This is a genomic window from Spirosoma fluminis (assembly GCF_054778895.1).
The window spans coordinates 72,136-94,027 of sequence record NZ_BAAGZD010000011.1 but is presented as its reverse complement, the minus strand read 5'-3'; the positions used below and the strand labels follow the sequence as shown (position 1 = coordinate 94,027).

Genomic DNA, 21,892 nt, shown 5'->3' with positions numbered 1-21,892 from the left:
TTTTTTCTTATGGCATTTGGGGAGAAATACCGCTGTGAATTTACTGACGATGGGATACCTGTTGAATTAGGGTATACCCGGACTTCGTATACGGTGAAGTTTCTTTTCGATGGCTATACAGGTCCGGTCATTCCGGTGCGACCTGACTATGATCCATGGACAGAACGCATCCAGGGTTCTCTGGACAATCGCTTTTTATCGATGCTTCCGGAAGTGTCCACCTTTCGGATTATTGCTGAAGATGCTCTTGACGCCAAAGCGTTCTACGTTAACGATGATCAGGAAGTTCAGGTTATTGTCGAGTCAAAAACGGGAGTTGGCTTTATTCGTTTGGAGTGGGCCGGCTGGTTGCAACCCGCTGAAATTAAAGAGCCGTTTGCCGACGCCCCATATCCGATTGAAGTAAATGCGGTTTGTGGCCTTATGCTGCTCAAAGATCGCGTTGTTGCGGATCCTGCCGGTAAACGCTTCATCGGACTTCCGACTGTCCTGGATGTGTTCAAGTCATCTTTAGCAATAACCAAGCTCGGATTACCGCTCACAACGGCTTGCAGTCTGTATGAAGTGGCTGACCTGGCCGTTGGGCAAACCGTGGGTGGTAAAGCCCATCAGGACCGAGACCCTTTAGCCAGAACAAAGATCAATGCGACAAGCCTGGTTACGGACCAAAATGAAACCAAGTCTGCCTATACCGCACTGGAAGACCTGCTAAACCTGTTTGGCTGTCGGCTTGCTCAACACGCTGGTGACTGGGTGATCATCCGGGCAAGTGAGGCTGCTGGTGGCTGGAATGTGTGGGAAAGTGATCCACAAACGATAATGACGCGCCGGTATAATCCCGGTTTCGTCGGTTCGTCGTCAAAAGACTTAAACGTCAATATTGGTAAGGATCGAAACGTACAGGTATTAACAGGAGGTATCACCTTTGGCCTGCCGATTGAACAGGCGTTAAGCGTGAAGCAGGTGTTTGGCGGCTATGCCAACCGGCTTGTTAATGGAGACTTCTCGCAGGTTGCCAATAACTTTCCAACGGGCTGGACAAACCAGCTGTTTCCAACGGATCAGGTTCAATGCTTAGGAACCGGTGTTGATAATGACCCCTACCGAGTACGTATTTATGGCTCAGGCACAAACCGCGTAACACAGGAGTTTCGGGCTATTCAGCAGCGGTATTTCCTGCCCGAAGGCCAACGCAGGAAAACGGTCAGGTTTCGCTTGAAAGGGCAGTTCCGGCTGAAGAATGTCCGCTCGGCTATGGTCTGGGTGACAGCTCAGAAGACCGACATCGCCCAAGGGCAATACGTGTTGCAACAAGGAGGAAAGTGGAAGCTTTCACCTCCAGCACGGGAAATGCTCATGCTTACCATTTCCCATGTGTACCGTGTTCCCGGAAAAGCAGAAGGCGCTGCGGGATGGCAACACGAAAAAGCGGGATGGGCTGATATAGACATCCCAATGGATGCCATCAATGACATTCAAAGCATCGTTGTTTCGCTGTCCGTAGCCGAAGCTTTAGATGGACAAACGTCCAACCCCTTACCCTACATAGAGTATCGGGATATGCGGGTGGAAGTGGTGGAAGATGGGCAGGTACTGGATGGGATTACCGCTACCAAAAAGCGGAAACCCGAATCGCCAAAACCTGACCCCGCTCTAACCATACCGTACGGTGATGTGCCTGATTCTGCGGCTCCCTATGATCGTTCGGGAACACTTTATAAAGCCGATAGCCTGGCCCCCACCACAAAGTGGTTTCCGCCTGGTGCTGATGTTATTACTCAACCTCAGCTGGGCTTTCCATTGATTGACTGGCGACTATCAGAGCGGGCGGATCAACGTATGCGTTATGCAAACGTATTTCAGGGTACGCTCATTGGTAAACTGCCCTGGGGTGTTCATAGCATTCTTCGCTTTGACGTCTATAGTTCCACTGTCAACGGTACTACTCAGGCCATACCGTTTCAGATTTCCCAGTACGAGCGATCAAGGCGGCACGGTCTTCACCGGGTGACGGCGATTCAAATGCAGCAAGTGGCCATTGACCGAGCCACGACAAAAGTCTGGAACACACCAGATGGCGACATTGAATTTGAAGAAGACGAGTACGGGTATGCCTACCCACCAACAATACCGAAGTACTCGACGGGCACTCAGCGAATCTTAGAACTGCTGGGTAAGCTCAGCAATGTTGACCTAAGTAAAATTCAGAATCCCACATTCCCAGGCCACACGTTCGATCCCGACATCGACGAGGATATTTTTTTAGATCAGTACAACGGCCCTCGTAGGGTGGCCGTGCTTCTCAGCAAGTTCAGCAAAATCCTAAACATAGACTTTCTCGTCGGTAACTAATGGCCCAATTACTCGATAGCTATATCCGCATGCGCCCCCGTGATCCCCAGGGGTGGCGCTTTGGCTATCCCGACCGGCCCACGACTACCGAAACCGATTTCCATAGAGACCGGGATGATAAGCCTTTTGAAGATGGCCAACAGTATGCCATTTACGCTTACCACGATACCAAAGCCCCCTCGGGACGGCTGTTCGTCTTCAAGTTCGATGAAAAAGGCGATGCTGTAAAAGTTAACGTAGGGGATTACAGCGAATCAGAACTAACCCGGCAACTACGCGTTGACTACTCCCGCTACGAACTACGGGAAACGGACTTTTCGCTTACCGAAGCCCCCCGGTTCGTCTACATCATCGATCCGGCCGCCGAGGGTGACTTTGTGCTCGATGTAAGCGATACGACCAGTGCTGACGACGGTTTGCTTACGCTGGTTACTGGGTCGGGGCTTCGCTACAAACGGCGGTTGATTGACCTCGACTTTGTGGCCAATAACTCCGATCTGGAGCAGTACTGGCTCGAATCGAAAGGGGTTATTGTCGGCGTCGATAATGTCGAAGGGTCAACCAAACGCCTGATGAGGTTCATGGCCTGGGCGCGGGTGGCCGCTTACGTAGCGGCCAACATGACGCTCGATTACGTCGCCTATTTCGCCCAGCGGCTGGCTCCTTTTTTCACCCTGGAGGGTGTTTTGCGCAACGGCTCCTTTGCCCCCCAGAGCATCCATTTGACCGAGAACGGCAACTACGTCACCCGCCAGAGCAAAGGATCTCCGGCCGCCGATCGGGGACACTACCACCAGGTTGAGAACGAGGACGGATCGATAACGGTAGCCTCGTTCGAGGGCCATAGCGCCGACAACCTGGGGCGGGTCATGGTCATTCATGGCAAGACCGTCGAGAAATCAACTGTCTTTCAGAAAATCTGGGGCTACGTCCGTTTGGAGGCATCGGCAACGGTCGCCTGGTTCAAGAGTGTCGGCATCAAATCGCTGGCCACCACCAAAAAGGCCGATGGCATAGTCGTCTCCGACTGGGATACCGATGAGCTTGGCCACCGGCTGAGTCGCATGACGTTTCGGGACATGCTCAGGCTAGCCTTTGAGGATTCAGCCAACCGGCTGTACGTCGCTGATCTGCTTCGTGAATACCTGCCGGGGGGTGGGGGCGGGCCGAGCGATCCGTTTGTCGTCGAGGCTGGCCACCTGCTCTGTCAAGAACTACCCCTGCCCGACACGCCAACGGGCAGCAACCGGCAACGCATTGACATTACCACGCCCATTTCGGACGGCTCTCCGGTGCTCCATAGCCGGAACACGACAACGCCCGCTATGGACGCCTACATCCGGCTACCGGATGGGACGCTGGAACGCGACAACGCCATCTCCTACAAACCGACCACAAACCCCAATCAGCTCACCATCAATCTGCCGGGTGGCGGCAGCTGGCAGGGACGGATTTACCTCGAAAACTAATATGCGTAACCTGATCCTCTTTATCGCCCTCCTCTTCAACGCGCTCAGTGCGTGGGGACAACCCGGCCAGATTGCCGATACGAGTGCTGTAACCCGGCAGAAGATCGCCGAAGGTCGGGTCGATGTAAAGTTTTACCCAGGTGGCAAATTCTATTTTTTGCAACGAACGGGTAACGCTCTTCCGGGGGTATTCACGGTGGCGGGTAAGCGGGGAGACATTGACCTGGATACCAACGACATTCGGGGTATAAAGGAAAAGTTTTCCCTAGAACGCTTCATCACCAATGCGTCGCTGGAGACCAAAACGACCGCCCTTACCTCGCTGGTTCAGTTTGCGACCTCAACGGCACCGACTGTCACCTTCGATGGGTCAATCTGGGACCGGAAAGCAGGCAACAAAACGGCCAGTTCGTTGGGCTTCGGCGCTATGGTCACCTCATCGGTGGGTGGCTATTACTACGAACGTAGACTGGTGGGGTCGGAAGTTCCATTTCGGGCATGGCGTCCGGATTCGACCGGAGCCACCGACGTGTCGGCGAAGCTACAGGACGCGAGCAATTACAATTCGTCCCTGACGGGCATATCGGGCAAGCCCGTGAAGGTCCACGCCGGAAAGTTTCGGATTGACAATACGATTGACTTAACCAACACCCGCATACCGGGCACCTACCTCCGGGACGGCATTGGCTTTAAAGGTGAATCGCAGGTATCAACGGTCTTTTTGTGCCGGACCGGCCCCCGAGCCTTTGTGGATGGGACCGGCATTCAGTTTGGTCTGTTTTCGGACTTTTGCATTCGTAGCGACCCCGACGTACCGCTATCGCAGCAGACGCAGGTGGGTATGTATTTCGGCATCACCGATACGCTGGAGCAGACCCAGAACATAACCGTTGCCCGCGTTTTAATTGATTTATCGGATAACCCAACTGCCAATCAGGGGGAAGGCTCGATTGGGCTTTTAAACTTCGGAGCCGAAGAACACGAGTATAATGCGGTATACGCCAGGGCGAATCTGCCCTTCAAGTTTACCGGCATTAAGCCTAATTACAATTACTCACCGTTTCCCCAACTCCCGGACCATTCGCTGGGTGTTGTCCGGTTTACGGGGGCTACGTCCGCCATCAAAATTGGCTCGGTTGGACCGGCTATCAAGTTCAAAAACTGCAACAGCTTTACGGGTAGTCTGTACATAAACGCCGAAGGGGGCAGTCCGCCGTCGGCGATAGTGGTCGAGGGGTCGATGTTCAACTTCGACCTGAGCGGTACGATGGAGGGCTTTGGTACCCTGCTGGATTTATACGGAGCCTCGCAGCTGTCGCGAATAAACTTCCAGATCGGCAACATCCACCCCAGTAACCTGACTCTGCCGGTGGTCATGCTCCGGGCGGGGCAAGGCTGGCTGATCAATAGCAAAATTGGCATTAACGCCAACTACACCGGTCGTAAGTTAATTGATCACTACGCGGCCGGTACGACTGAACAGGTGGCCTGCTACGTAAAGGGAACCGAGTTCATTTCCAATTTCTCCCAGGCCAATTCCATGCTGCCCCATAAGGTGCTATGGAATCCGAATACGTTCAACGTTGACATTACCTCCATCGATAAGCCGCGCTATCGGATTGAGGATAATAACACCCATAAACTGGCCGTAACCCGGACCCAGATCCGGGGCTTAGGCCAGAACCCAACGGTTACCTCGGGGGCCATCATGAAGGTGATGTTGCCCCCGGTCATTGCCAACCTGAGCGGACAGACCGTCATCGTCGACGTGGAGGGTATGCTGTCGAGCGACCTGCCGGTCACCAACGCGCTGGCTACCCGGAGCGTACGGCTGAGCATTCCCTTCTTCGTCAATTCGGCCACGGGAGCCGTGACGATGGGCACGGTCGATAAGCAGTTAGGGACGCAGCTTACTCAGGATTCAGGGGGCAACAGCATCACCGATGTCACGGTCTCTTACTCGGTGGCTAACAACCGGGTCATCACCATTTCGCTCACGCCTACCTACGTAGGGGGCAATTACGAACCTGTCTATTTCCAGGGACAGGCCACCATGCGCACCGGCGGGCACACCTCCGACCGGGCTTATCTGCTGAATCCCTAATGGCCGGAACCTACACCCAATACTACGTAGGCCGTCGTGATCCGGCCAACCCGTCCCAACCCCTCCGCGATGCCCAGGGACGGCGGGTGCTGTGGATTGCTCCGATGGGCTATGTGCCCCTCATCGGCCAGGTCGTCGATCCGCAGGCCGAGGGCTGGTCTCGCTACTACGGCCCGGAAAACGTCCTCTCCAGCGAGTGTGCCAGCGGCCCCACTCCGGAAGCAGGAGCGCCGGTCTGGACGAACGTATCACCCCCTGGTTTTCGACCGGGCAAATACTGGGAGTGGATCATTCCGCTTGATGCCGCTACGCCCGCAGCGGGTCAGACGATCGTCGATTACGCCGAACAGACCCTGCCCCAGTATCTGAAAGGTATCCACGCGGGTCCGAACGTGAAAATCTACGGTACGATTCCCGAGGACGCCGTGCCAGTGTTCAGCGTGTATGCGCTGCAATCGGACGGGAAGAACACCCCCCAAACGTTTACGCTCCAGGCGCTTTCGGCGGACGTGTATATGTACTACCGCTACTACGCGGCCCAGAACAAGATTGTCGTGCGCGAAGGTGGGGACGACCGTTCGTTGCCGTCGGTGCAGATGAGTGGACCGGCTTCCTGGACCGATAACGGGAGTTATCAGATGTACCGTTTCGGAGCGATTGTAAACGGGGTGGATTACTTCTTTGCCTGGGACTATCTCAATCCGCAGTCGGGTCTGTATCAGATCAGGACCGAGCATTTGGGCGTAACGCTATACGGGCAGGTACCGATCAATGCAGCCCTCGACAGTGAAGGCGTGGTGCAGCTCACCCTGGAGAGTCCCGGTACCGTTCTGCCGACCACCGACTGGGTGGCCGATGACACCAACGGTCCCGATCTGATTCCGCTGCCGACTACCCACGGCAACCTGCGCTGGGCGGGCCTGCCCTACCAGGTCACCGAAGGCGGTCCGGCCCTGAAGGTGATCGTCGAAGAGCAGCAGCCCGACGGCAGCTGGCAGGTGTACGCCAACCCGCCCCTGTCGGCTCCCTCGGCTCCGGCCGGTATCGGCTTTATCACCCCGGTTCCGGGCGAATTCAAGGCCAACAACGGAACGACCAACAACACCTTCACCCAGCCCATTCGGGCGACCATCGGCGAGGACGTGCTGGAGGTGGGCGTGCAGGTCATCAATGCGCTCGATCCGACGCCGACGACTAACAAGATCAACGAGGTGACGGCCTATCTGATTCAGGGCTGGCGCACCGTGCGCTCGAACGGTACGGTGGAGGAAAGCTGCTGGGTGTTCGCCCGCGTGACGGGCAACGTCATCCCGGAGATCAAGTACGTGCAGTCGCGCAATCCAAGCGGGGCCGTGTATGCGCAGATGCAGGTTCTACCGGCCAACTCGCCGTTCGCGGCCGCTGGTCATACCCACTTTGCTACGTATTACGACGAACAGCTGTCGGGTCGTGAAAACCCCTTCAACCAGTTCCTGCTGCGGTTGCCAAACGTGAGCAATTCGGAGGTGCTGGGCACATTCAACGTATCGGCCAGCTACCCCGATGGGACGGCCGCTCAGATTTACCCGCAAACCAATTAACCACCGTACGATGAAAAAACACCTCATTCTTTGGTTGCTGGCCTTCCTGTCCCTGAGCGGTCAGGCCCAGACCCAGATGATTCAGAAGGCGAAGCGCACCTACGTCGGCACCTTGCAGCAGGGGCAGGCCAAACGCGATCTGACGCTGTATCCCAACAACGCGATCGGGAAGAGTGCCTTCTTCGAAGCGCTCAATGCGGGCTGTATCAGCATTACGCTGACCACGGGTCAGGTCATTCCGGCCAACTGCCAAAGCACGACGGCCGTCTCGACGATGCTGTCGGCCCGCTACAGCTACAATCCCTCGACACAGGCGCTCGATGTGGAAGCCGCGCCGGTGGGCGGAGCGGCCCTGAAGCTGAAGCTCGAACGGGTGGATGGGGTGCCGCTGGTCATTCAGTCGTCGGGTGGTCAGCAACTGGCCAGCAATACGTACTACTTCCCTGGTCCCCTGACCAATCAGGGCTCCTACATTCAGGAGTGGTCATTCCGCAAAACGGACATGGCCGGTTCGGGTGTACCGGCCGTACCGATTCGGGTAACCTGGCAGCGCAGCTCTGACGGCCAGACGGCCAGTCACGTCTTTCAGCCGACCTCGGCCACGCGCCAGGAGATCCTACGCGCCAGTGGTAACTCCGATCCGCCCGTTTCAGGAACCGGCACCGTTGGCATCGCGGGCGCTGGCTACGGCAACGTTTATGCCGCTAACAGTAGCTATCAGGCCCGGCAGGAGACGAGCCGGCCTTCGGGTACGGCCAACGGCCGGGAGCCCTTCGCGCGGAGCTTCATTGATAACGGTAGCGTTCGCATCGGCGTCAATTTATCCGTCGGTGGGGCGCTGGATTACCTGAGCTGGGGCGGTGGCAAAAACGACGTTAACGGCCCAACCTGGGGCGATTCCTCTCCGCCCGGCAAGATGGACGCCGGTCGCCAGCTGGTGTGGAGCTGGTATTTCTATCCCGATGGTAGTCCACCGGAAGCGGGTGGTGAAGGGCACTATACGGAGAACGGCCAGTCAACCGAGCAGATCAAGGGGCCGGGTAAGGTCTCGATCGGCAACAATCCGGTGGAGCCGGGCGACGAGGGGCATAATCCGAATTACTCCTCGGTGCTGGGCTTCTCCAATGCCAATGGCGAGCTATATACGAAGGTTCGTGGGATGCAGTGGGATCTGCGGAACGTACCGGGCCAGTGTCTGACCGAGAAGTGGATCAGCCACGACCCCAACGCGGCTAAGGGCTTCCGCATCCATGCCCGGCTGAGCATGCAGCGCAGTGACCCCTACGCTTCGCACTACCCGACCCCGCGTCAGCAGGAGGGGCCGTGCGCCTATTTCATCGGGGATTACAACCACTTTTTCGTCTGTTACGGGCAACCGTACACCAATGCGCCCCTGACCGAGTACGTCATTGACAACCAGACTCACACCAATCAGGGGGTCAAGTACTCAACCGAACCGGCCATCATGGCCTGTAAGGCGAATGGGGACGAGTGTATCATCCTGTATGCCCCACATAGTGGCCGGTATACGGCTGGGGTGTTCGGTCAACCGCTGGGCGGTCCGGCCATCAACGCCGAAAGCATCAATGACAATTCAGGCTATATCTCGGCCTCGCCGATGTTGTCGGCCGATCCCAACCGGGTCTATGACTTCGATGCGGCTCTCTACAAGGGAACGCGCAACGAGTGCCGGGCCTGGCTCTACAATCAGCCTCGCTGGTCGGGTCTGCCCGAATACCGCTTTGACACTAATGCCAAGTCTCGCTTAGGCTTCACGCTTCACCATGCCCAGGATCAGCGGGAGGATAACATCACCAGCGGCCTGATCGTAACCCCGCTCACGGATCACGGTACCTACAGCAACGGCGTCGACATGAAAGTCAACGCGCCCGAGAAGTGGACGAATGGTAGAGCGGTACCGCATCTGTATATTAAAGCAGGCTTTCTTTCCTCGGATGGTGATTTCGATATCGTCTTTCGGCGGGCGGGGGATAACACCGAATACCACCGGCAGTTCACCGTCAATCCAAACGGATCAGTACAGGTCTACGATATAGACATGAGCACCAATCCAGCCTGGAACGGCGACATCGTGCAGTGGAGCATCCAACGGAATGGGTTGAACGGCTACGAGCCGGTGCCCAATGACAGCTGGAACATCAAGTGGATCTCCTACCGTAATCTGGACAACTTATAAGTATGGCGGACGAACGCAAAATTCTCATTATGGGCGGTCCCAACGGCCCGGAACTCCTGTCTTTTCCGGAGTTCGTCAAGGAAGTTGCCGCCGAACTCAAACGGCAGCAGCCGCCAGTTGAAACGAAAGATCCGGTTGTCGTAACCCCAACTCCCGTTGAGCCAACGCCAGTACCGGACGATGTTGAGCCAGTAGGCATAACAACTGACTGGGTGGATGCGACCGACGCCATCATTGACCTGCCTGCTCCCATCATCGATACGCCCGTTGTCGACAGTGCACCGGCTCCAACGCCCACCGAGCGGGAAACCGACGATGAAGGTACCGCTATCAACCACGAACCCGCGCCAACGCTTAGCGACAACTAACATGAAAAAGATACTGCTCTTGCTGCTGCTGATCAGCCATTTGGTAACGGCTCAAACCTACCGAACCAAGTTGCGACCGAACGGGAACGATTACTCGTTTTCGCCCCAAACGGCTAAGGCCGTGGTTAGCTGGAAACGCTTTCCCCGCTTCAATCTGAACTCAACCGAATGGCTGTACTGGGGGCCTCGGTTTCGGCAGCGTTCGGACTGGGATGATGACTTTATGCAGCATGGCTTCCGGGTAGCCATTCCGCAACGCAACTACGTAGGCACTGGCCTCGACGAGAACGGGATCGATCTGAAGCTGGGCGCCGAGCAGCTGATGGGCTATATTCTGATGCCTGCCGATGCGGGTCAGATGCCGGATTACTTACGGGCCAACTTCAACGCTTTGTCGGACAGCGACCCACGAAAGGCCCAGATCGCGCAGTACGTAAACCGGATGATTCCAGTCACTGACGAAGCAGCCGCCCGGCTCATGGGTAACTGGATGGGCGCGGTGATGAAACAGCAGTGCGGGGGCAAGAATCCGCGGTACGTAACGATCGACGAGGAATCAGCCCATTACTGGGAGCATCCGGCCGGTGAGTTGTCACTTCGTTTGTTTGTCGGCTATTTGTACCTCGGTATTCAGGAAGTCTGTCAAGGCTCGAAAGTTTATACGTACGGCCCGAAGGTGGTCACCGCACCCTGGTACTACGGCTATGCTGACAAAGGCCGCTCGATCGACGGCTACCATTTCACCGAGCACCCCCGGTACGCCCCGAATATGTGGTGGAAGTCGTCGATCAGTGTTAGCAATCCAATCGACGTAAACAGCCCACTAGCGGCCGCACTCCGGGCCAATGGGGGCGGTGTTGCAGCCGGTGATCATTACTGGAGAAGCACCATCGGTACCGGTACCATCTATCAGAAGGATGCAGCTGGTAAGTACATCTATTCGAACGGTCGTCGGGTGCTACGTACCGACAATAGCACCGTTACCCTGTTCGGTCAGACGGTCAAGATCTACGGCAACGATCCGGCCTTCCATGGCAACAACGAATACGACTTCTGGACAAGCTGGCTGTATGAGGATGTCGCGTCGGAGGAGGCTAACCGCTATTGGATGAACGGTCAGCAGTACGCCCTTCGTCGTCATGATCGTAGTGCCGACTTCGCCCGCGTTCACTATGGCGACTGGTACCGCACCAACACCGAAGAGGCCAACGCGCCTGGTCAGGGGGATTCGCGGCCCCTCAATCCACAATCGCTGGAGATGGGGGCCATCTTCCGAAGTGTGATGTTCGACGTCAACTTCCTCTGGCATGGAGAGTATCTGCAAAGAGGACCAACGACGCACGCCAATGGAGCTATCCAGTTTCCGGGTGTGCAGGGCGGCCAGGGTGGCTATAAAACCAACCTCGGCCAGTACGAATACATCGTCAAGGGCCTGCACCGGGTATCGGAGTTTGACGGCCGCAACTGGGGCAACTGGTACTGGCTCCGGGCGCAGCGTGGGGTTGGTGTCTTTGCCGATAAATGGAAAGAGCCGGTCATACGTGGCCGGATTTCCGAGACAGGTAATAACGTGTTGATTGCTGCCGCCTGGCCAATGCTCGATCCGGACGATAAAGTTCGGGTAGACGTGTGGGTCGATACCGGTTCGTGGAAGTCAGGCTCAACCTCGTTTACAATCACCGGCCGTACTACGTATCTCGACGCCTGGCAGATTCCCGGCGTACCGACTGGAGTTGCGATTGAGCCGAAACACCTAAGATTCCGCTTTACAACCCCCTTGTTGCAAACACCCGAGACGGTGACCTGGACCGGGGACTACCGGTTTACTGCCTCCAACGCTGAAGTCTTACCAAACGCAATACCGTAAGTATGAAACTCGTCAATCTCCCCGCTACCCTGCACATCGAACACGATGTGGGCACCGATTTCGCTAAGAAGTTCAGCTGGCCATTCGCCCTGACCAATCAGTGGCAGGCCCAGGTCAGCATCACCACGCCCGGTAAGCCGGATTTGAGCCTGAGCGTTGGTGCTGGCCTGACGATCAATCAAGGCAAGCTGGTATTCACGCTGACCCAGAATCAACTGAATGATCTGGTCAACCGGGAAGCCAGCTGGTCACTATCGCTTATCGCGCCGGATGGGGCACGTAAGAAATACTTCACCGGACAACTAACCATCAGCTAGCCTATGGACATCAACGTACGGGTATCGGATGAAATCAAGATCGTGGGCGATCCGGCCGGTTCGGATGCGGTCTCGATCGAAATTCCCGAGCAGGAGGTCATCGTGACAACGGATCATGTCTACGGAGCGGGTGACCAGGAAGCGCCCGATTATGCCGGCTTTTATCAACTTTTCAAACAATCGTAACCAAGTACTTACCATCATGATGCAGGAACAGCGGATTATCGGCCTAGCCCAGGCCATTGCGGGCGACATTAAAACCCTGACGACCAATCAGGGCAATCTGGCTTCGTTGAATACAGCCGCCAAGACCAGTTTGGTAGCGGCTCTCAATGAGTTGCAAGCGGCCGTTGCTTCGGCCACTAACATTAGCGACGGCACAACGGGTACGTCGACAACCTGGTCATCGACCAAAATCAGCACGGCCATTGCGGCTGCTACGGCCGCTCTGGTGAACGGCTCGGCGGCTGCGTTGGACACCTTGAAAGAGCTGGCGGATGCGCTGGGGGGCGATGCCAACTTCGCAGCCACGACGGCCACCGCACTCGGGAAACGGGTTCGGGTTGACTCCTCGCAGACGTTCACGGCTCTGGAGCAGGCGCAGGCCTGTGCCAACATCGGGATCGGTAACCCCGATACGGATTTTGTCTCGATCTATAACACAGCGAAAGCCTAATGACTTTAAAGCAACGGGTGGAAGCACTGGCAGCGGCCGTAGGAGTGGACATAAAAGCCCTCTTCGGCCGTGCCTTGCCTGCCGGGGGAACAACCGGACAGGTGCTGGCCAAAACCGCAGGCACCGACTATGCCGTGGGCTGGGCAACGCCTAGTGCAGGTAGCAGCGGTCCGCCGATGGTCATTTACGCGGGTAACGCGCCGTACAACATCGTAGCCGACGGCACAGCCGATAACGCCACCGGCCTGATGCTCTTGCGATCGACGCTGGCGGGCACGGGCAAGCCCAAGTACATCGTCCACATGCCGGGGCCGGGTACCATCTTAAGTAGCAACAATCGCTGGCTGTATGGCATTAATAAAGTAGACGTACATCTGAACGGCTCGACTATCAAAACGATCTATACGGGTACGGATGATGCGCTGGCCAGACCCTTAAACATGGGGGAACTGTTTCAAAACAATGTCCTATCTTATATAGGAACCAAGACGTATAACGCGTCTCACCTGTTTAACACCATCACCGCAGGCAGTAAGACAATCACCTTAACCACAACCGCTCAGATCAGTAACTACAGTGCAGGAAAGCGCGTGTTTCTGTGGGGTTTTGATCAAGTGGGAAATGGGGCACCTCCGGGCGTCCGGTTCTACGAGTGGAACGTGGTGGAGTCGGTCAATGCGGGTACGGGTGTGATCACGCTGGTCAAGCCCCTAAAGTATAGCTACAGTTCGTCGTGGTGGGACGTGCCTGGCATCTTAGGTATGGCGTCGGGAAAACCGAGAATCTATCCGCTGGATGGGAATACCTCGAATTACGCCACCAACATCGGACTCTTTAACGGTGTACTGGGCGATTCGACCGGGGGCAATGCCAATAGTCCGATCGTGGTCGGTGCAGAAAATCTAGTACTCAATAACGTCAGTTCGGAAACGGGTTGGGTTTGGGCATCGGAAAATCGGACGGTGCTGGTCGAAAACACAATTTTTGGCGGCAGTTCGGAGCTGGACAAACTGGTTAGCACGGTACGCTACAAAAACTCGGCTTTCAAAGGTCAGGTTTCTGGGGCAAGTGGTGTTGAGTTCGTATCAATTGAAGATTGCGAATTAGCGCAGTCGCTTTGGATAGCACCCAGAGCGTACGAGGTGAAACGGTCGCGGCTTCGGGGCGATACCCAGCCGACCAACTTCCACCCCATCAACTACCACCCGAGCTATTATCCGATCCGGGAAGTGGTGTTAGATCAGCTTGATTTCTCGGTCTCGTCAGCCTACCCCAATACGACGCTGATTGATCTGGGTTCTTTCCAAAGCCTGACGATTACCAATATTTCGGGCACGGACATCAAGGTGCCCAATAGCAGCTTTAACGACGCAAGTATGCTGGCCGTGCGCAGCATGGAAATCGGGACAAGAGTCTTTAAGCAGGAAGGGGATAAGGGAGGGTACGTAACCGGCTTTAGTTACGACGCCACGTACAACTCGGGACAGGGGGCGTTTGTGATTTCGGGTACCTGGCCCGCTCCGGTGGTGGGTGAGACGTGGAAATGGTGTAACATCAAAAACGTCGTTGATCGGGGCAATCACAGTTGGCCAACCGGCTTCCGGCTCTGGAATGAAACGTCCCAACGGTGGGCGGGCAATCAGTCGGCGACTGACGTAAAGCAAATGCGACTCACCCAGCGGGACGTAAAGTGGACGGCTGGCGGTGGAGCGGGTTACGAAATGCCGTTTTACTCGCGCATTGAAAGCATTGAAATACGGGTGAACAAGAAGTATTCAGGCAGCACCTGTATGCTCGGCATTAGCCAGGTGCTGACGGGCAACTACAATCAGATTTTCAACGTCAATCTGATGCAGGAAGGCTATCGTCGTCTGGATCAACTCAGTGGCAGTGTAGGTGTCTTGACCGGCGAAAGCCACACATCGGATGCATGGACGGCTTCGAGCGCCTATACAGCTGGGCGGGTACTGACCGTAGTCGCTTCACCCAACCGAGTGTATCAGGTGGTGACGGGCGGTACGTCGGGAACGACTGCACCGACGAACACCACAGGCAGCAACTTCACGAACGGGACAGCAACTATGAAATACATAGGCAGTAACGCCCTGTACATGGGCGCACAGGTGCTGTCCATCAATACGTATTCCGTATCCGGTTCGGTGGCGCTGGCTGACCTGCCCGAATTTGAAATTCTCGTTAAGCGCCGATCGTTCTAGTTGCCAATTAATTTATTTACCACTCACCGTACTTAAGTAAGCAAATGGAAGACATTATTAACGTAGTCGGCATCGACACATTCGTAGCGCTGGCCGTCTACGTAGGCACGATTATCCGCGCCGGAAAAGGAGAAAAGGTGGACGTGCTGCACGGGCTAATTTCCTCATTTGCTCCCTTTTTCGTGGTGATGTGCATTATCTACATCGTCGAATACGCCCTGAGCTGGTTCGGCATCGTCCCTCCGGCTAAGCCCCTGGGTGCGCTGGGTGGGCTGTTTGGCTACCTCTCAAACAGCTGGCTGATCGGTCTTTCCAAAGACGGAAAGCAGATTGAAGAGGGCGGAGCCGCAGCGAGTGTCGTTACCTTTATTAAATCCGTACTTACCCTAAAAAAACAACCGTAACCATGTGGATCATCATTGCTCAAATCATTTGTCTGGCCTCAGCCATTTCGCTGGTGGCCACTGCTTACGATCTGGATAAAGACACGCCAGGCATCATCCGCTACATGCTCGTTGCCTTATCGACCTTCTTTCTGGGCGTGTTCTTTGTGGGCTTCAAAGGCCAGCGGCTCTACGAGTATGCAGCGGCTGTTGCCTTTACCGGCGTTGGGGTGCTGGCCCTGGTTTATATCACGTATCTGATTCTGAAAAAGCAGATACAGCCTGCGGTTCTAAAGGTTTCGGGAGCGGCCTTGGCTGCTTCTTTATTAGTATGGTTGGTAGGCAGCTGCGCTGACATCAAGCGTCAGGAAGGGCAGATTGATAACTCAACTTCTGTCACCCTACCCGATACGGCCCGGCTGATCGAGATTCCCGACAGCACACGCAAGGCCCTGGAGCAATTCAAACACTACGCGAAATGAAAGAGCGAACCTGCCTATACGTATTAGTGCTGGTGACGGTGCTGGCCTTGCTGGGCACTCATCAGCTGTTCGCTCAGCAGACCATGCCGGTGTATCTGAGCCGGTCGCCCGAGTACTGGTGGGGATTATATCAATCCGAACACACCAGAGCGGATGGATTGGCCACTGAAGGTAGTAAAGCCATTTCGGGCTTGCAGGATGCTTTGCAGGCCGCCAACGATACGATTGCCGTCCAGAATCAGACCATCAAGCGCGTGACCCGGAGCTATGATATCGAGAAGAGCCGGGCTGACAAGTCAGAAATCAGGCTGGAGGACTGCGAGGGGAAACAACCCAAGACCTGGGCGGGCCGCAAGCTGCAACAGGTAGGCCGAACGGCTCGTGATGCGTTGGCCGTAGTGGGAGCCGTAACCGTTACAGTACTCACCGTAAAACTAGTTTTATGAATACGTATCAGATTTCTCTCCGAGGTATCGACTTCATCAAAAACGAAGAAGGGTGCCGACTCAAGGCATACCGTGATCAAGTCGGTGTGCCAACAATAGGAATTGGACATACCGGACCTGACGTAGTGATGGGCAAGGTAATTACCTATGCCGAAGCCTTGCGCCTGCTGGACGAGGATTTAAACCGCTTCGAAAAGGTGGTGAACCGGGCAATCGAAAAACCACTAACCCAAAACCAGTTTGATGCGCTGACCAGTTTTGTTTTCAACGTAGGTACTGGCGCTTTTTTGGGATCAACGCTGCTGAAGGTCATTAATAACGACCCCAACAGTCCTGCCATACGAACGCAGTTTATGCGCTGGACCAAGGGCACCGTAAATGGGCAGAAACGAGACCTAACGGTTTTGGTAGCCCGGCGCAAACGCGAAGCAGATTTTTATTTCAGTTAACAATTAGGTTAGGAATAGAAAAGCCCTGATGTGATGCGTCTGGGCTTTTTTGTGATTATTTGTAATACGCTTATTGTTCTAAACGAATTCTTAAAAGTGCTTCCTTTATATTATAAGTCTTCGTACTAACAATAGGGATGTTAGCAACTATAACATCATCTAACTTTTTAAATATCCAATTTTGCTCAACGGTAAACTTCTGTCGATATTGAACCCCTTCTGGTGAAGTTAAAGCCAAATGTTCTAATGAAAAAGTGATTGTTTGTAAGTTATGTATGACTAACAAAAGTCTTTCAGTAGGGAGCTTTTTGGATTTGCTTTTTACATCCAGACTGAAAGCAAGCATTAGATAGTGAACAGCGCCCATTAAAATAGTAATTGAAGCAACTAACTCTTTAAAATTGCCATTTTTAGGGGAATCCTTTTCCACAGAGTTGTTATACATGAAGGCAATTTCGAGATAAAACAGGCGCCTTTCTTTAGTTAGATTTTCTTCTAAAGACAGAATTGCATCTTTACTTTTCAAGTATTGTTTATTCCATTTGTCTGATACCTTTTGGATACGGCGATTGAAATAATTATAGGAGAAAAACCCGGCAACTGCAATTGCTATCCCAAGTAACCACTCAAAATGACTACCTTGCCTATCTACCGCCATTACGTAGAAATCGTCTTTAGCTCGGTAGTAGTACAGCTCCTTGTTAAGCGAATCATTGGTTCTAGTTACCCTTTGTAATCCTATCGACAAGCTGTCCAACTTCTTAGCCATCGCAACTTGTTGTTGCTTTAGTGAGTCAACAGGAGAAGGAGCGCAAAAACAGTTAATTGAAGCTAATAGACCGAATGCAGTAAGTAGTAGAAATTTCATTTACTGATTAATTCTGGTGAAACGGGTAAGGTTGTAAGGTTACCTGGTGATTATAATCAATCAACATCAGTAGGTACTTTAGGTCTGAAAGTTGTTCAACAGGGAAGCTCAAGCCATGAAAAACGAACCGTCCTTCTTCGGGTTCGAGCCGACCGGTTACCCCTTTGTAGCTGTAGCGGTTTAGTCGATTAGGTATTTCAATAAAGCCTAACCTGAGTAAGACGTCATGAGTGATTTCCATATTCTTCGGTTCTAAGATAGAAATTAAGAATATCAGCCGATAAAAGATCGGGCAAAAAATGCCTATTAGGTTTCATCCATATTTCAGTAATAGGCTACTAACTATCAGTTAATTAGCTATAAATCAGTGGAATGCTAACGTTTGACATTATTCCACAACGGAATAATGCCGCCGGGTAAACTGAATAAAAAGGTTTACAAAGCGGTTGTTTTCGGTGCCCTTGCGCTGAATGAAGTAAAACGTACGTTGCAGTGTCAGGTCACTGACCGGAACCTCCACTAGATCGCCCGCGGCCAATTCTTTTAGAATGGACCGCCGGGGCAGGAACGCCAGACACGTATCGGCCAGCACAAAGTTCTTGAGGGCTTCGGTGCCGCCCAGCCGAATCAGCACCCGCAACGACGCCAGGCTGAGTCCTTTCTTTTTCAGCTCGTCTTCCACGACGGCCAGCGTACCGGAGCCATTTTCACGCACCGCCAGCGGAATATCGGGCAGATCAGTCACCGTCAGTGTGCGCTCCCGCAACGCGCTTCGGGCCGAACAGACCGCCAGTACGTCGTCGGTCATAAACGGCGTATAGGTTAACGTATTGATCTGCGCCCGTCCCTCCACAATGCCCACGTCGATCTCGTGTTCGAGCAGGGCATTCTGAATACTATCGGAATTCCGGTTCAGGACGCTGAGTTGAATGGTCGGGTGCTGACGCAGATACGCCGACAGCACGGGCGGCAGCACATACAACGTAATGGTTGTACTGGCTCCGATGGCTAACTTGGTTGGGGGTCGAAACTCCTCGTTGATCAGTTGCAGCGCCTGGTGTAACTCGTCCTGGAGCTGGTCGGCTTCCTGGAGTTTGGCGTACAGCGTCTGTCCCGCCCTGGTCAGGCTGATGCTATTGCCATGCCGTTCAAACAAGCCGGTTTTATAAAAATATTCCAGCGATTTGATATGCTTGCTGATGGCCGACTGGCTCAGAAACAGCGTCTGGCTCGCTCTGGTGAAGCTCAACTGACGAGCAACCTCCATAAAAACCAGGTGGCGGGATGAGAGCATGATTCAGCAGGGTTGATGAAAGAGTCAGCAAATTTACGGCAACGAGTCTGGAATTCGCGCTCACCAGCCGGACGCTGGCGATTGGTAACGAGACATAACAACCAGAGAACGTGCCCGGTATCCGGCAATCTGGCCCCGACAGTCGCGGGCCGAGCTGGTTTATTTAGTGTATGACGACCACCTCAACCCTGAATGCAACAAGGAATAGGCCGCATTTGCGTAGTTTTACGGCGCAGGATAGCCGTCAACGGCGACTGGCTGACGCTTCTATTTCAGACACAATCAGCGTATCGGGTCGGGCGTTGACAAACCTACTACAACTTTACTATGGCGGAACAAAAACCCCTGATTTTAGTCACGAATGATGACGGCATTACGTCGCACGGCATTCGGACGCTTGTCCAGTTAATGAAAGAACTTGGTTCGGTCGTCGTTGTTGCCCCCAACAGTCCGCAGTCGGGCATGGGGCACGCCATTACCATTGCCAACCCCATACGCCTTTACCCTTCTGACATTTTCGGCGACGTACCGGCTTATGAGTGCTCCGGCACGCCCGCCGATTGCGTGAAGCTGGCAAAACACCACGTATTAAAAGACCGCTCGCCCGACCTGGTGGTCAGCGGCATCAACCACGGCAGCAATACGTCCATCAGCGTGTTGTATTCCGGCACGATGTCGGCGGCCATTGAAGCAGCCATTGAAGGGATTCCGGCCATTGGCTTTTCGCTGAGCGACTTCACCCGTCAGCCCGACTTCTCGCACACGCACGAGCACGTACAGGCCATCGCCCGGACGGTGCTGGAGCGGGGTATGGAACGCGGCACGGCCCTGAACGTCAACTTCCCTGCCCGAACGGCCGAGGCCCTGAAAGGCATCCGGATCTGTCGGCAGGCCAACGCCAAGTGGCAGGAAGTGTTCGACGAGCGCCGGGACCCGCACGGTCGCCGGTATTTTTGGCTGGCCGGCGATTTTGTTAACTTCGATACGCACGCCGAAGACACCGACGAGTACGCCATTGCCCAGAACTATACATCGGTTGTGCCGTGTCAGTATGACCTGACGGCCTACAGCATGATGGACGCATTACGGAACTGGAATTTATAGAGTAGTTGTCATTCACTGTCATTTGTTCTCATTCATCGTCATTGGTTGTTGGTGATAGCAAAAACAAAAATGACAACGAATGACAATAATGACGACTTCACAACATGGCCCTATTAGGCAGTATGCTAAAAAACGGCATTCGACTCACGAATGCGGTCCGGCTCCGGAAAGCCAACGCCCTGAAACAGCAGCGTAAAGTGCTCCGGAAGCTCGTCACCAAAGCCCGGTTTACGGAATTTGGCGCGACGTATCACTTCGAGGAACTGGTGAGTGCCGCTGAGTTCGGCACCAGCACCGAGTTCTACCAGAAGTTTAAGCAGTACGTGCCTATCCACGACTATAACAAGATGTTCGATGGCTGGTGGAAACGCTCGCTGGCGGGCGAAAAAAACATTGCCTGGCCGGGCCGGGTGAAGTATTTTGCGCTCAGTTCGGGCACCTCGGAAGCCGCGTCGAAGTACATTCCGGTTACCAAGTCCATGTCGAAGGCCATCCAGCGAACCAGCATTCGCCAGATTCTTACCCTGGGCCGTTACCAGAACCTTCCTTCCACGCTTTACGAAAAAGGCTATCTGATGCTGGGCGGCAGCACAAACCTGGACCTGCGGGAAGGCCATTATGAGGGCGACCTGAGCGGCATTACGGCCAGCCAGATTCCATTCTGGTTTCAGCGGTTCTATAAACCCGGCCGCGAGATTGCGCAGGAGCGGGACTGGGCGCTTAAACTTGATGAGATTACCGAACAGGCGGGTGACTGGGACATTGGCTACGTAGTAGGCGTTCCGGCCTGGATTCAGCTGCTGATGGAGAAAATCATTGCCCGCTATAACGTCAAAACCATTCATGATGTGTGGCCGAACCTGATGGTCTTTTGCCACGGTGGCGTCTCGTTTGAGCCGTATCGGCAGGGTTTCGAGAAGCTCCTCGCCCACCCCATAACGTATATCGAAACCTACCTGGCTTCCGAAGGCTTCATTGCGTACCAGAGCCACCCTAATGCGGAGGGTATGCAGCTGGTGCTCAACACAGGTTTATTCTTCGAATTTGTCCCCTTCAATGAGCAAAACTTTTCGGCTGACGGCGAACTGGTCGACCAGCCCGAAACGCTGATGATCGACGAGGTTGACGAAGGAAAAGAGTACGCCTTACTGATCTCGACCTGCTCGGGAGCCTGGCGCTACCTGATCGGCGACACGATCCGGTTTGTCTCGAAACGGAAGGCCGAAATTGTGATCACCGGCCGTACCAAACACTTCCTGAGTCTGTGTGGCGAACACCTCTCTGTGGACAATATGAACAAAGCCATCGAGATGGTATCCGAAGAGCTGGGGATTTCGGTGCGGGAGTTTACCGTCGCTGGCGTAGCGCACGATACGTTGTTCGCCCACCACTGGTATATTGGCACCGACGATGCGGTTGATGCCGGGGCCGTTCGTGACCGGATCGACGCCAGGCTGAAAGAACTCAACGACGACTATGCCGTTGAACGAAAACACGCCTTAAAAGACGTAACGGTCACGGTGCTGCCTGCCGCTACGTTCTATCAATGGATGGAGGCTAAGGGCAAGATGGGCGGTCAGCACAAATTTCCGCGTGTTCTGAAAAAAGGCCTCATCGCCGACTGGCAGGACTTTTTGCAGAAAAACGGTTTCGTCAGCGCGGAGAAGTAGCTGGCACGTGGAGTGCAGTGAGTAGTTAGCCTCCTGATTTTGTATCAGTC

General features: G+C 54.4%; 20 protein-coding genes. 17 read left to right on the top strand and 3 right to left on the bottom strand.

Annotation, left to right across the window (positions count from 1 at the left end; translation table 11 throughout):
* The first annotated feature begins 9 nt into the window (after nt 1–9).
* The 15 genes from ACYVBJ_RS14610 to ACYVBJ_RS14540 are packed head-to-tail and all read left to right on the top strand — an operon-like array spanning nt 10 to nt 16,906.
* Nucleotides 10–2,352, top strand: coding sequence for a hypothetical protein (locus ACYVBJ_RS14610; protein WP_460983047.1), 2,343 nt, complete (start codon nt 10–12; stop codon nt 2,350–2,352).
* Entirely contained in the window at nt 2,352–3,821 is a 1,470-nt protein-coding gene (locus ACYVBJ_RS14605; protein ID WP_460983046.1) for a hypothetical protein, read from the top strand. Before ACYVBJ_RS14610 ends, ACYVBJ_RS14605 begins: the two co-directional genes overlap by 1 nt.
* A gap of 1 nt (nt 3,822) precedes the next feature.
* Nucleotides 3,823–5,925, top strand: a complete 2,103-nt coding sequence (locus tag ACYVBJ_RS14600; protein WP_460983045.1) for a hypothetical protein — start codon at nt 3,823–3,825, stop codon at nt 5,923–5,925.
* Nucleotides 5,925–7,505 (top strand): hypothetical protein, encoded by a 1,581-nt coding sequence (locus tag ACYVBJ_RS14595; protein ID WP_460983044.1) that lies wholly within the window; start codon nt 5,925–5,927, stop codon nt 7,503–7,505. Before ACYVBJ_RS14600 ends, ACYVBJ_RS14595 begins: the two co-directional genes overlap by 1 nt.
* 10 nt (nt 7,506–7,515) lie before the next feature.
* Nucleotides 7,516–9,702 carry a hypothetical protein gene (locus tag ACYVBJ_RS14590; protein WP_460983043.1) on the top strand — a complete coding sequence of 729 codons (2,187 nt, stop codon included), beginning with the start codon at nt 7,516–7,518 and terminating at the stop codon, nt 9,700–9,702.
* Nucleotides 9,703–9,704: 2 nt separating this feature from the next.
* A complete protein-coding gene (locus ACYVBJ_RS14585; RefSeq protein WP_460983042.1) occupies nt 9,705–10,070 on the top strand; it encodes a hypothetical protein in 366 nt (121 codons plus the stop codon).
* 1 nt (nt 10,071) lies between these two features.
* Complete coding sequence (locus tag ACYVBJ_RS14580) at nt 10,072–11,937, top strand: hypothetical protein (RefSeq protein WP_460983041.1); 1,866 nt, start codon at nt 10,072–10,074, stop codon at nt 11,935–11,937.
* A 2-nt stretch (nt 11,938–11,939) separates the two neighbouring features.
* A complete protein-coding gene (locus ACYVBJ_RS14575) occupies nt 11,940–12,254 on the top strand; it encodes a hypothetical protein (RefSeq protein ID WP_460983040.1) in 315 nt (104 codons plus the stop codon).
* A gap of 3 nt (nt 12,255–12,257) precedes the next feature.
* The gene (locus tag ACYVBJ_RS14570; protein ID WP_460983039.1) at nt 12,258–12,440 is read left to right on the top strand and encodes a hypothetical protein; all 183 of its coding nucleotides are present in this window, start codon (nt 12,258–12,260) and stop codon (nt 12,438–12,440) included.
* Between the two features lie 16 nt (nt 12,441–12,456).
* Nucleotides 12,457–12,930 carry a hypothetical protein gene (locus ACYVBJ_RS14565; RefSeq protein WP_460983038.1) on the top strand — a complete coding sequence of 158 codons (474 nt, stop codon included), beginning with the start codon at nt 12,457–12,459 and terminating at the stop codon, nt 12,928–12,930.
* Complete coding sequence (locus ACYVBJ_RS14560) at nt 12,930–15,146, top strand: hypothetical protein (protein WP_460983037.1); 2,217 nt, start codon at nt 12,930–12,932, stop codon at nt 15,144–15,146. The genes ACYVBJ_RS14565 and ACYVBJ_RS14560 overlap by 1 nt, the downstream gene beginning before the upstream one ends.
* A 44-nt stretch (nt 15,147–15,190) precedes the next feature.
* Nucleotides 15,191–15,550 carry a hypothetical protein gene (locus ACYVBJ_RS14555; RefSeq protein ID WP_460983036.1) on the top strand — a complete coding sequence of 120 codons (360 nt, stop codon included), beginning with the start codon at nt 15,191–15,193 and terminating at the stop codon, nt 15,548–15,550.
* A gap of 2 nt (nt 15,551–15,552) precedes the next feature.
* Nucleotides 15,553–16,011, top strand: a complete 459-nt coding sequence (locus tag ACYVBJ_RS14550) for a hypothetical protein (protein WP_460983035.1) — start codon at nt 15,553–15,555, stop codon at nt 16,009–16,011.
* Nucleotides 16,008–16,457: a hypothetical protein gene (locus ACYVBJ_RS14545; RefSeq protein ID WP_460983034.1), complete on the top strand. Its 450-nt coding sequence runs from the start codon at nt 16,008–16,010 to the stop codon at nt 16,455–16,457. The genes ACYVBJ_RS14550 and ACYVBJ_RS14545 overlap by 4 nt, the downstream gene beginning before the upstream one ends.
* Nucleotides 16,454–16,906: a lysozyme gene (locus tag ACYVBJ_RS14540; RefSeq protein ID WP_460983033.1), complete on the top strand. Its 453-nt coding sequence runs from the start codon at nt 16,454–16,456 to the stop codon at nt 16,904–16,906. The genes ACYVBJ_RS14545 and ACYVBJ_RS14540 overlap by 4 nt, the downstream gene beginning before the upstream one ends.
* Before the next feature lie 70 nt (nt 16,907–16,976).
* Here the strand turns inward: ACYVBJ_RS14540 and ACYVBJ_RS14535 are convergent, their stop codons facing one another.
* The 3 genes from ACYVBJ_RS14535 to ACYVBJ_RS14525 all read right to left on the bottom strand — a co-directional run bounded on the left by ACYVBJ_RS14535 (nt 16,977) and on the right by ACYVBJ_RS14525 (nt 19,068).
* Entirely contained in the window at nt 16,977–17,774 is a 798-nt protein-coding gene (locus ACYVBJ_RS14535) for a hypothetical protein (RefSeq protein ID WP_460983032.1), read from the bottom strand.
* 7 nt (nt 17,775–17,781) lie between these two features.
* Nucleotides 17,782–18,015, bottom strand: a complete 234-nt coding sequence (locus tag ACYVBJ_RS14530) for a hypothetical protein (RefSeq protein WP_460983031.1) — start codon at nt 18,013–18,015, stop codon at nt 17,782–17,784.
* 147 nt (nt 18,016–18,162) lie between these two features.
* Nucleotides 18,163–19,068, bottom strand: coding sequence for a LysR substrate-binding domain-containing protein (locus ACYVBJ_RS14525; RefSeq protein WP_460983030.1), 906 nt, complete (start codon nt 19,066–19,068; stop codon nt 18,163–18,165).
* 327 nt (nt 19,069–19,395) lie between these two features.
* Between ACYVBJ_RS14525 and surE the strand changes: the two genes are divergently transcribed.
* Together surE and ACYVBJ_RS14515 are read left to right on the top strand one after the other, a co-directional pair.
* Nucleotides 19,396–20,172, top strand: a complete 777-nt coding sequence (gene surE, locus ACYVBJ_RS14520) for a 5'/3'-nucleotidase SurE (protein WP_460983029.1) — start codon at nt 19,396–19,398, stop codon at nt 20,170–20,172.
* Nucleotides 20,173–20,276: 104 nt separating this feature from the next.
* Complete coding sequence (locus ACYVBJ_RS14515; protein ID WP_460983028.1) at nt 20,277–21,842, top strand: GH3 family acyl-acid amido synthetase; 1,566 nt, start codon at nt 20,277–20,279, stop codon at nt 21,840–21,842.
* The last annotated feature ends 50 nt before the right edge of the window (nt 21,843–21,892 follow it).

What these genes read in the sequence shown, in the direction of transcription:
- ACYVBJ_RS14610 (WP_460983047.1), top strand. Translation starts at nt 10, where the DNA reads ATGGCATTTGGGGAGAAATACCGCTGTGAATTTACTGACGATGGGATA.
- ACYVBJ_RS14605 (WP_460983046.1), top strand. Translation starts at nt 2,352, where the DNA reads ATGGCCCAATTACTCGATAGCTATATCCGCATGCGCCCCCGTGATCCC.
- ACYVBJ_RS14600 (WP_460983045.1), top strand. Translation starts at nt 3,823, where the DNA reads ATGCGTAACCTGATCCTCTTTATCGCCCTCCTCTTCAACGCGCTCAGT.
- ACYVBJ_RS14595 (WP_460983044.1), top strand. Translation starts at nt 5,925, where the DNA reads ATGGCCGGAACCTACACCCAATACTACGTAGGCCGTCGTGATCCGGCC.
- ACYVBJ_RS14590 (WP_460983043.1), top strand. Translation starts at nt 7,516, where the DNA reads ATGAAAAAACACCTCATTCTTTGGTTGCTGGCCTTCCTGTCCCTGAGC.
- ACYVBJ_RS14585 (WP_460983042.1), top strand. Translation starts at nt 9,705, where the DNA reads ATGGCGGACGAACGCAAAATTCTCATTATGGGCGGTCCCAACGGCCCG.
- ACYVBJ_RS14580 (WP_460983041.1), top strand. Translation starts at nt 10,072, where the DNA reads ATGAAAAAGATACTGCTCTTGCTGCTGCTGATCAGCCATTTGGTAACG.
- ACYVBJ_RS14575 (WP_460983040.1), top strand. Translation starts at nt 11,940, where the DNA reads ATGAAACTCGTCAATCTCCCCGCTACCCTGCACATCGAACACGATGTG.
- ACYVBJ_RS14570 (WP_460983039.1), top strand. Translation starts at nt 12,258, where the DNA reads ATGGACATCAACGTACGGGTATCGGATGAAATCAAGATCGTGGGCGAT.
- ACYVBJ_RS14565 (WP_460983038.1), top strand. Translation starts at nt 12,457, where the DNA reads ATGATGCAGGAACAGCGGATTATCGGCCTAGCCCAGGCCATTGCGGGC.
- ACYVBJ_RS14560 (WP_460983037.1), top strand. Translation starts at nt 12,930, where the DNA reads ATGACTTTAAAGCAACGGGTGGAAGCACTGGCAGCGGCCGTAGGAGTG.
- ACYVBJ_RS14555 (WP_460983036.1), top strand. Translation starts at nt 15,191, where the DNA reads ATGGAAGACATTATTAACGTAGTCGGCATCGACACATTCGTAGCGCTG.
- ACYVBJ_RS14550 (WP_460983035.1), top strand. Translation starts at nt 15,553, where the DNA reads ATGTGGATCATCATTGCTCAAATCATTTGTCTGGCCTCAGCCATTTCG.
- ACYVBJ_RS14545 (WP_460983034.1), top strand. Translation starts at nt 16,008, where the DNA reads ATGAAAGAGCGAACCTGCCTATACGTATTAGTGCTGGTGACGGTGCTG.
- ACYVBJ_RS14540 (WP_460983033.1), top strand. Translation starts at nt 16,454, where the DNA reads ATGAATACGTATCAGATTTCTCTCCGAGGTATCGACTTCATCAAAAAC.
- ACYVBJ_RS14535 (WP_460983032.1), bottom strand. Translation starts at nt 17,774, where the DNA reads ATGAAATTTCTACTACTTACTGCATTCGGTCTATTAGCTTCAATTAAC.
- ACYVBJ_RS14530 (WP_460983031.1), bottom strand. Translation starts at nt 18,015, where the DNA reads ATGGAAATCACTCATGACGTCTTACTCAGGTTAGGCTTTATTGAAATA.
- ACYVBJ_RS14525 (WP_460983030.1), bottom strand. Translation starts at nt 19,068, where the DNA reads ATGCTCTCATCCCGCCACCTGGTTTTTATGGAGGTTGCTCGTCAGTTG.
- surE (WP_460983029.1), top strand. Translation starts at nt 19,396, where the DNA reads ATGGCGGAACAAAAACCCCTGATTTTAGTCACGAATGATGACGGCATT.
- ACYVBJ_RS14515 (WP_460983028.1), top strand. Translation starts at nt 20,277, where the DNA reads ATGGCCCTATTAGGCAGTATGCTAAAAAACGGCATTCGACTCACGAAT.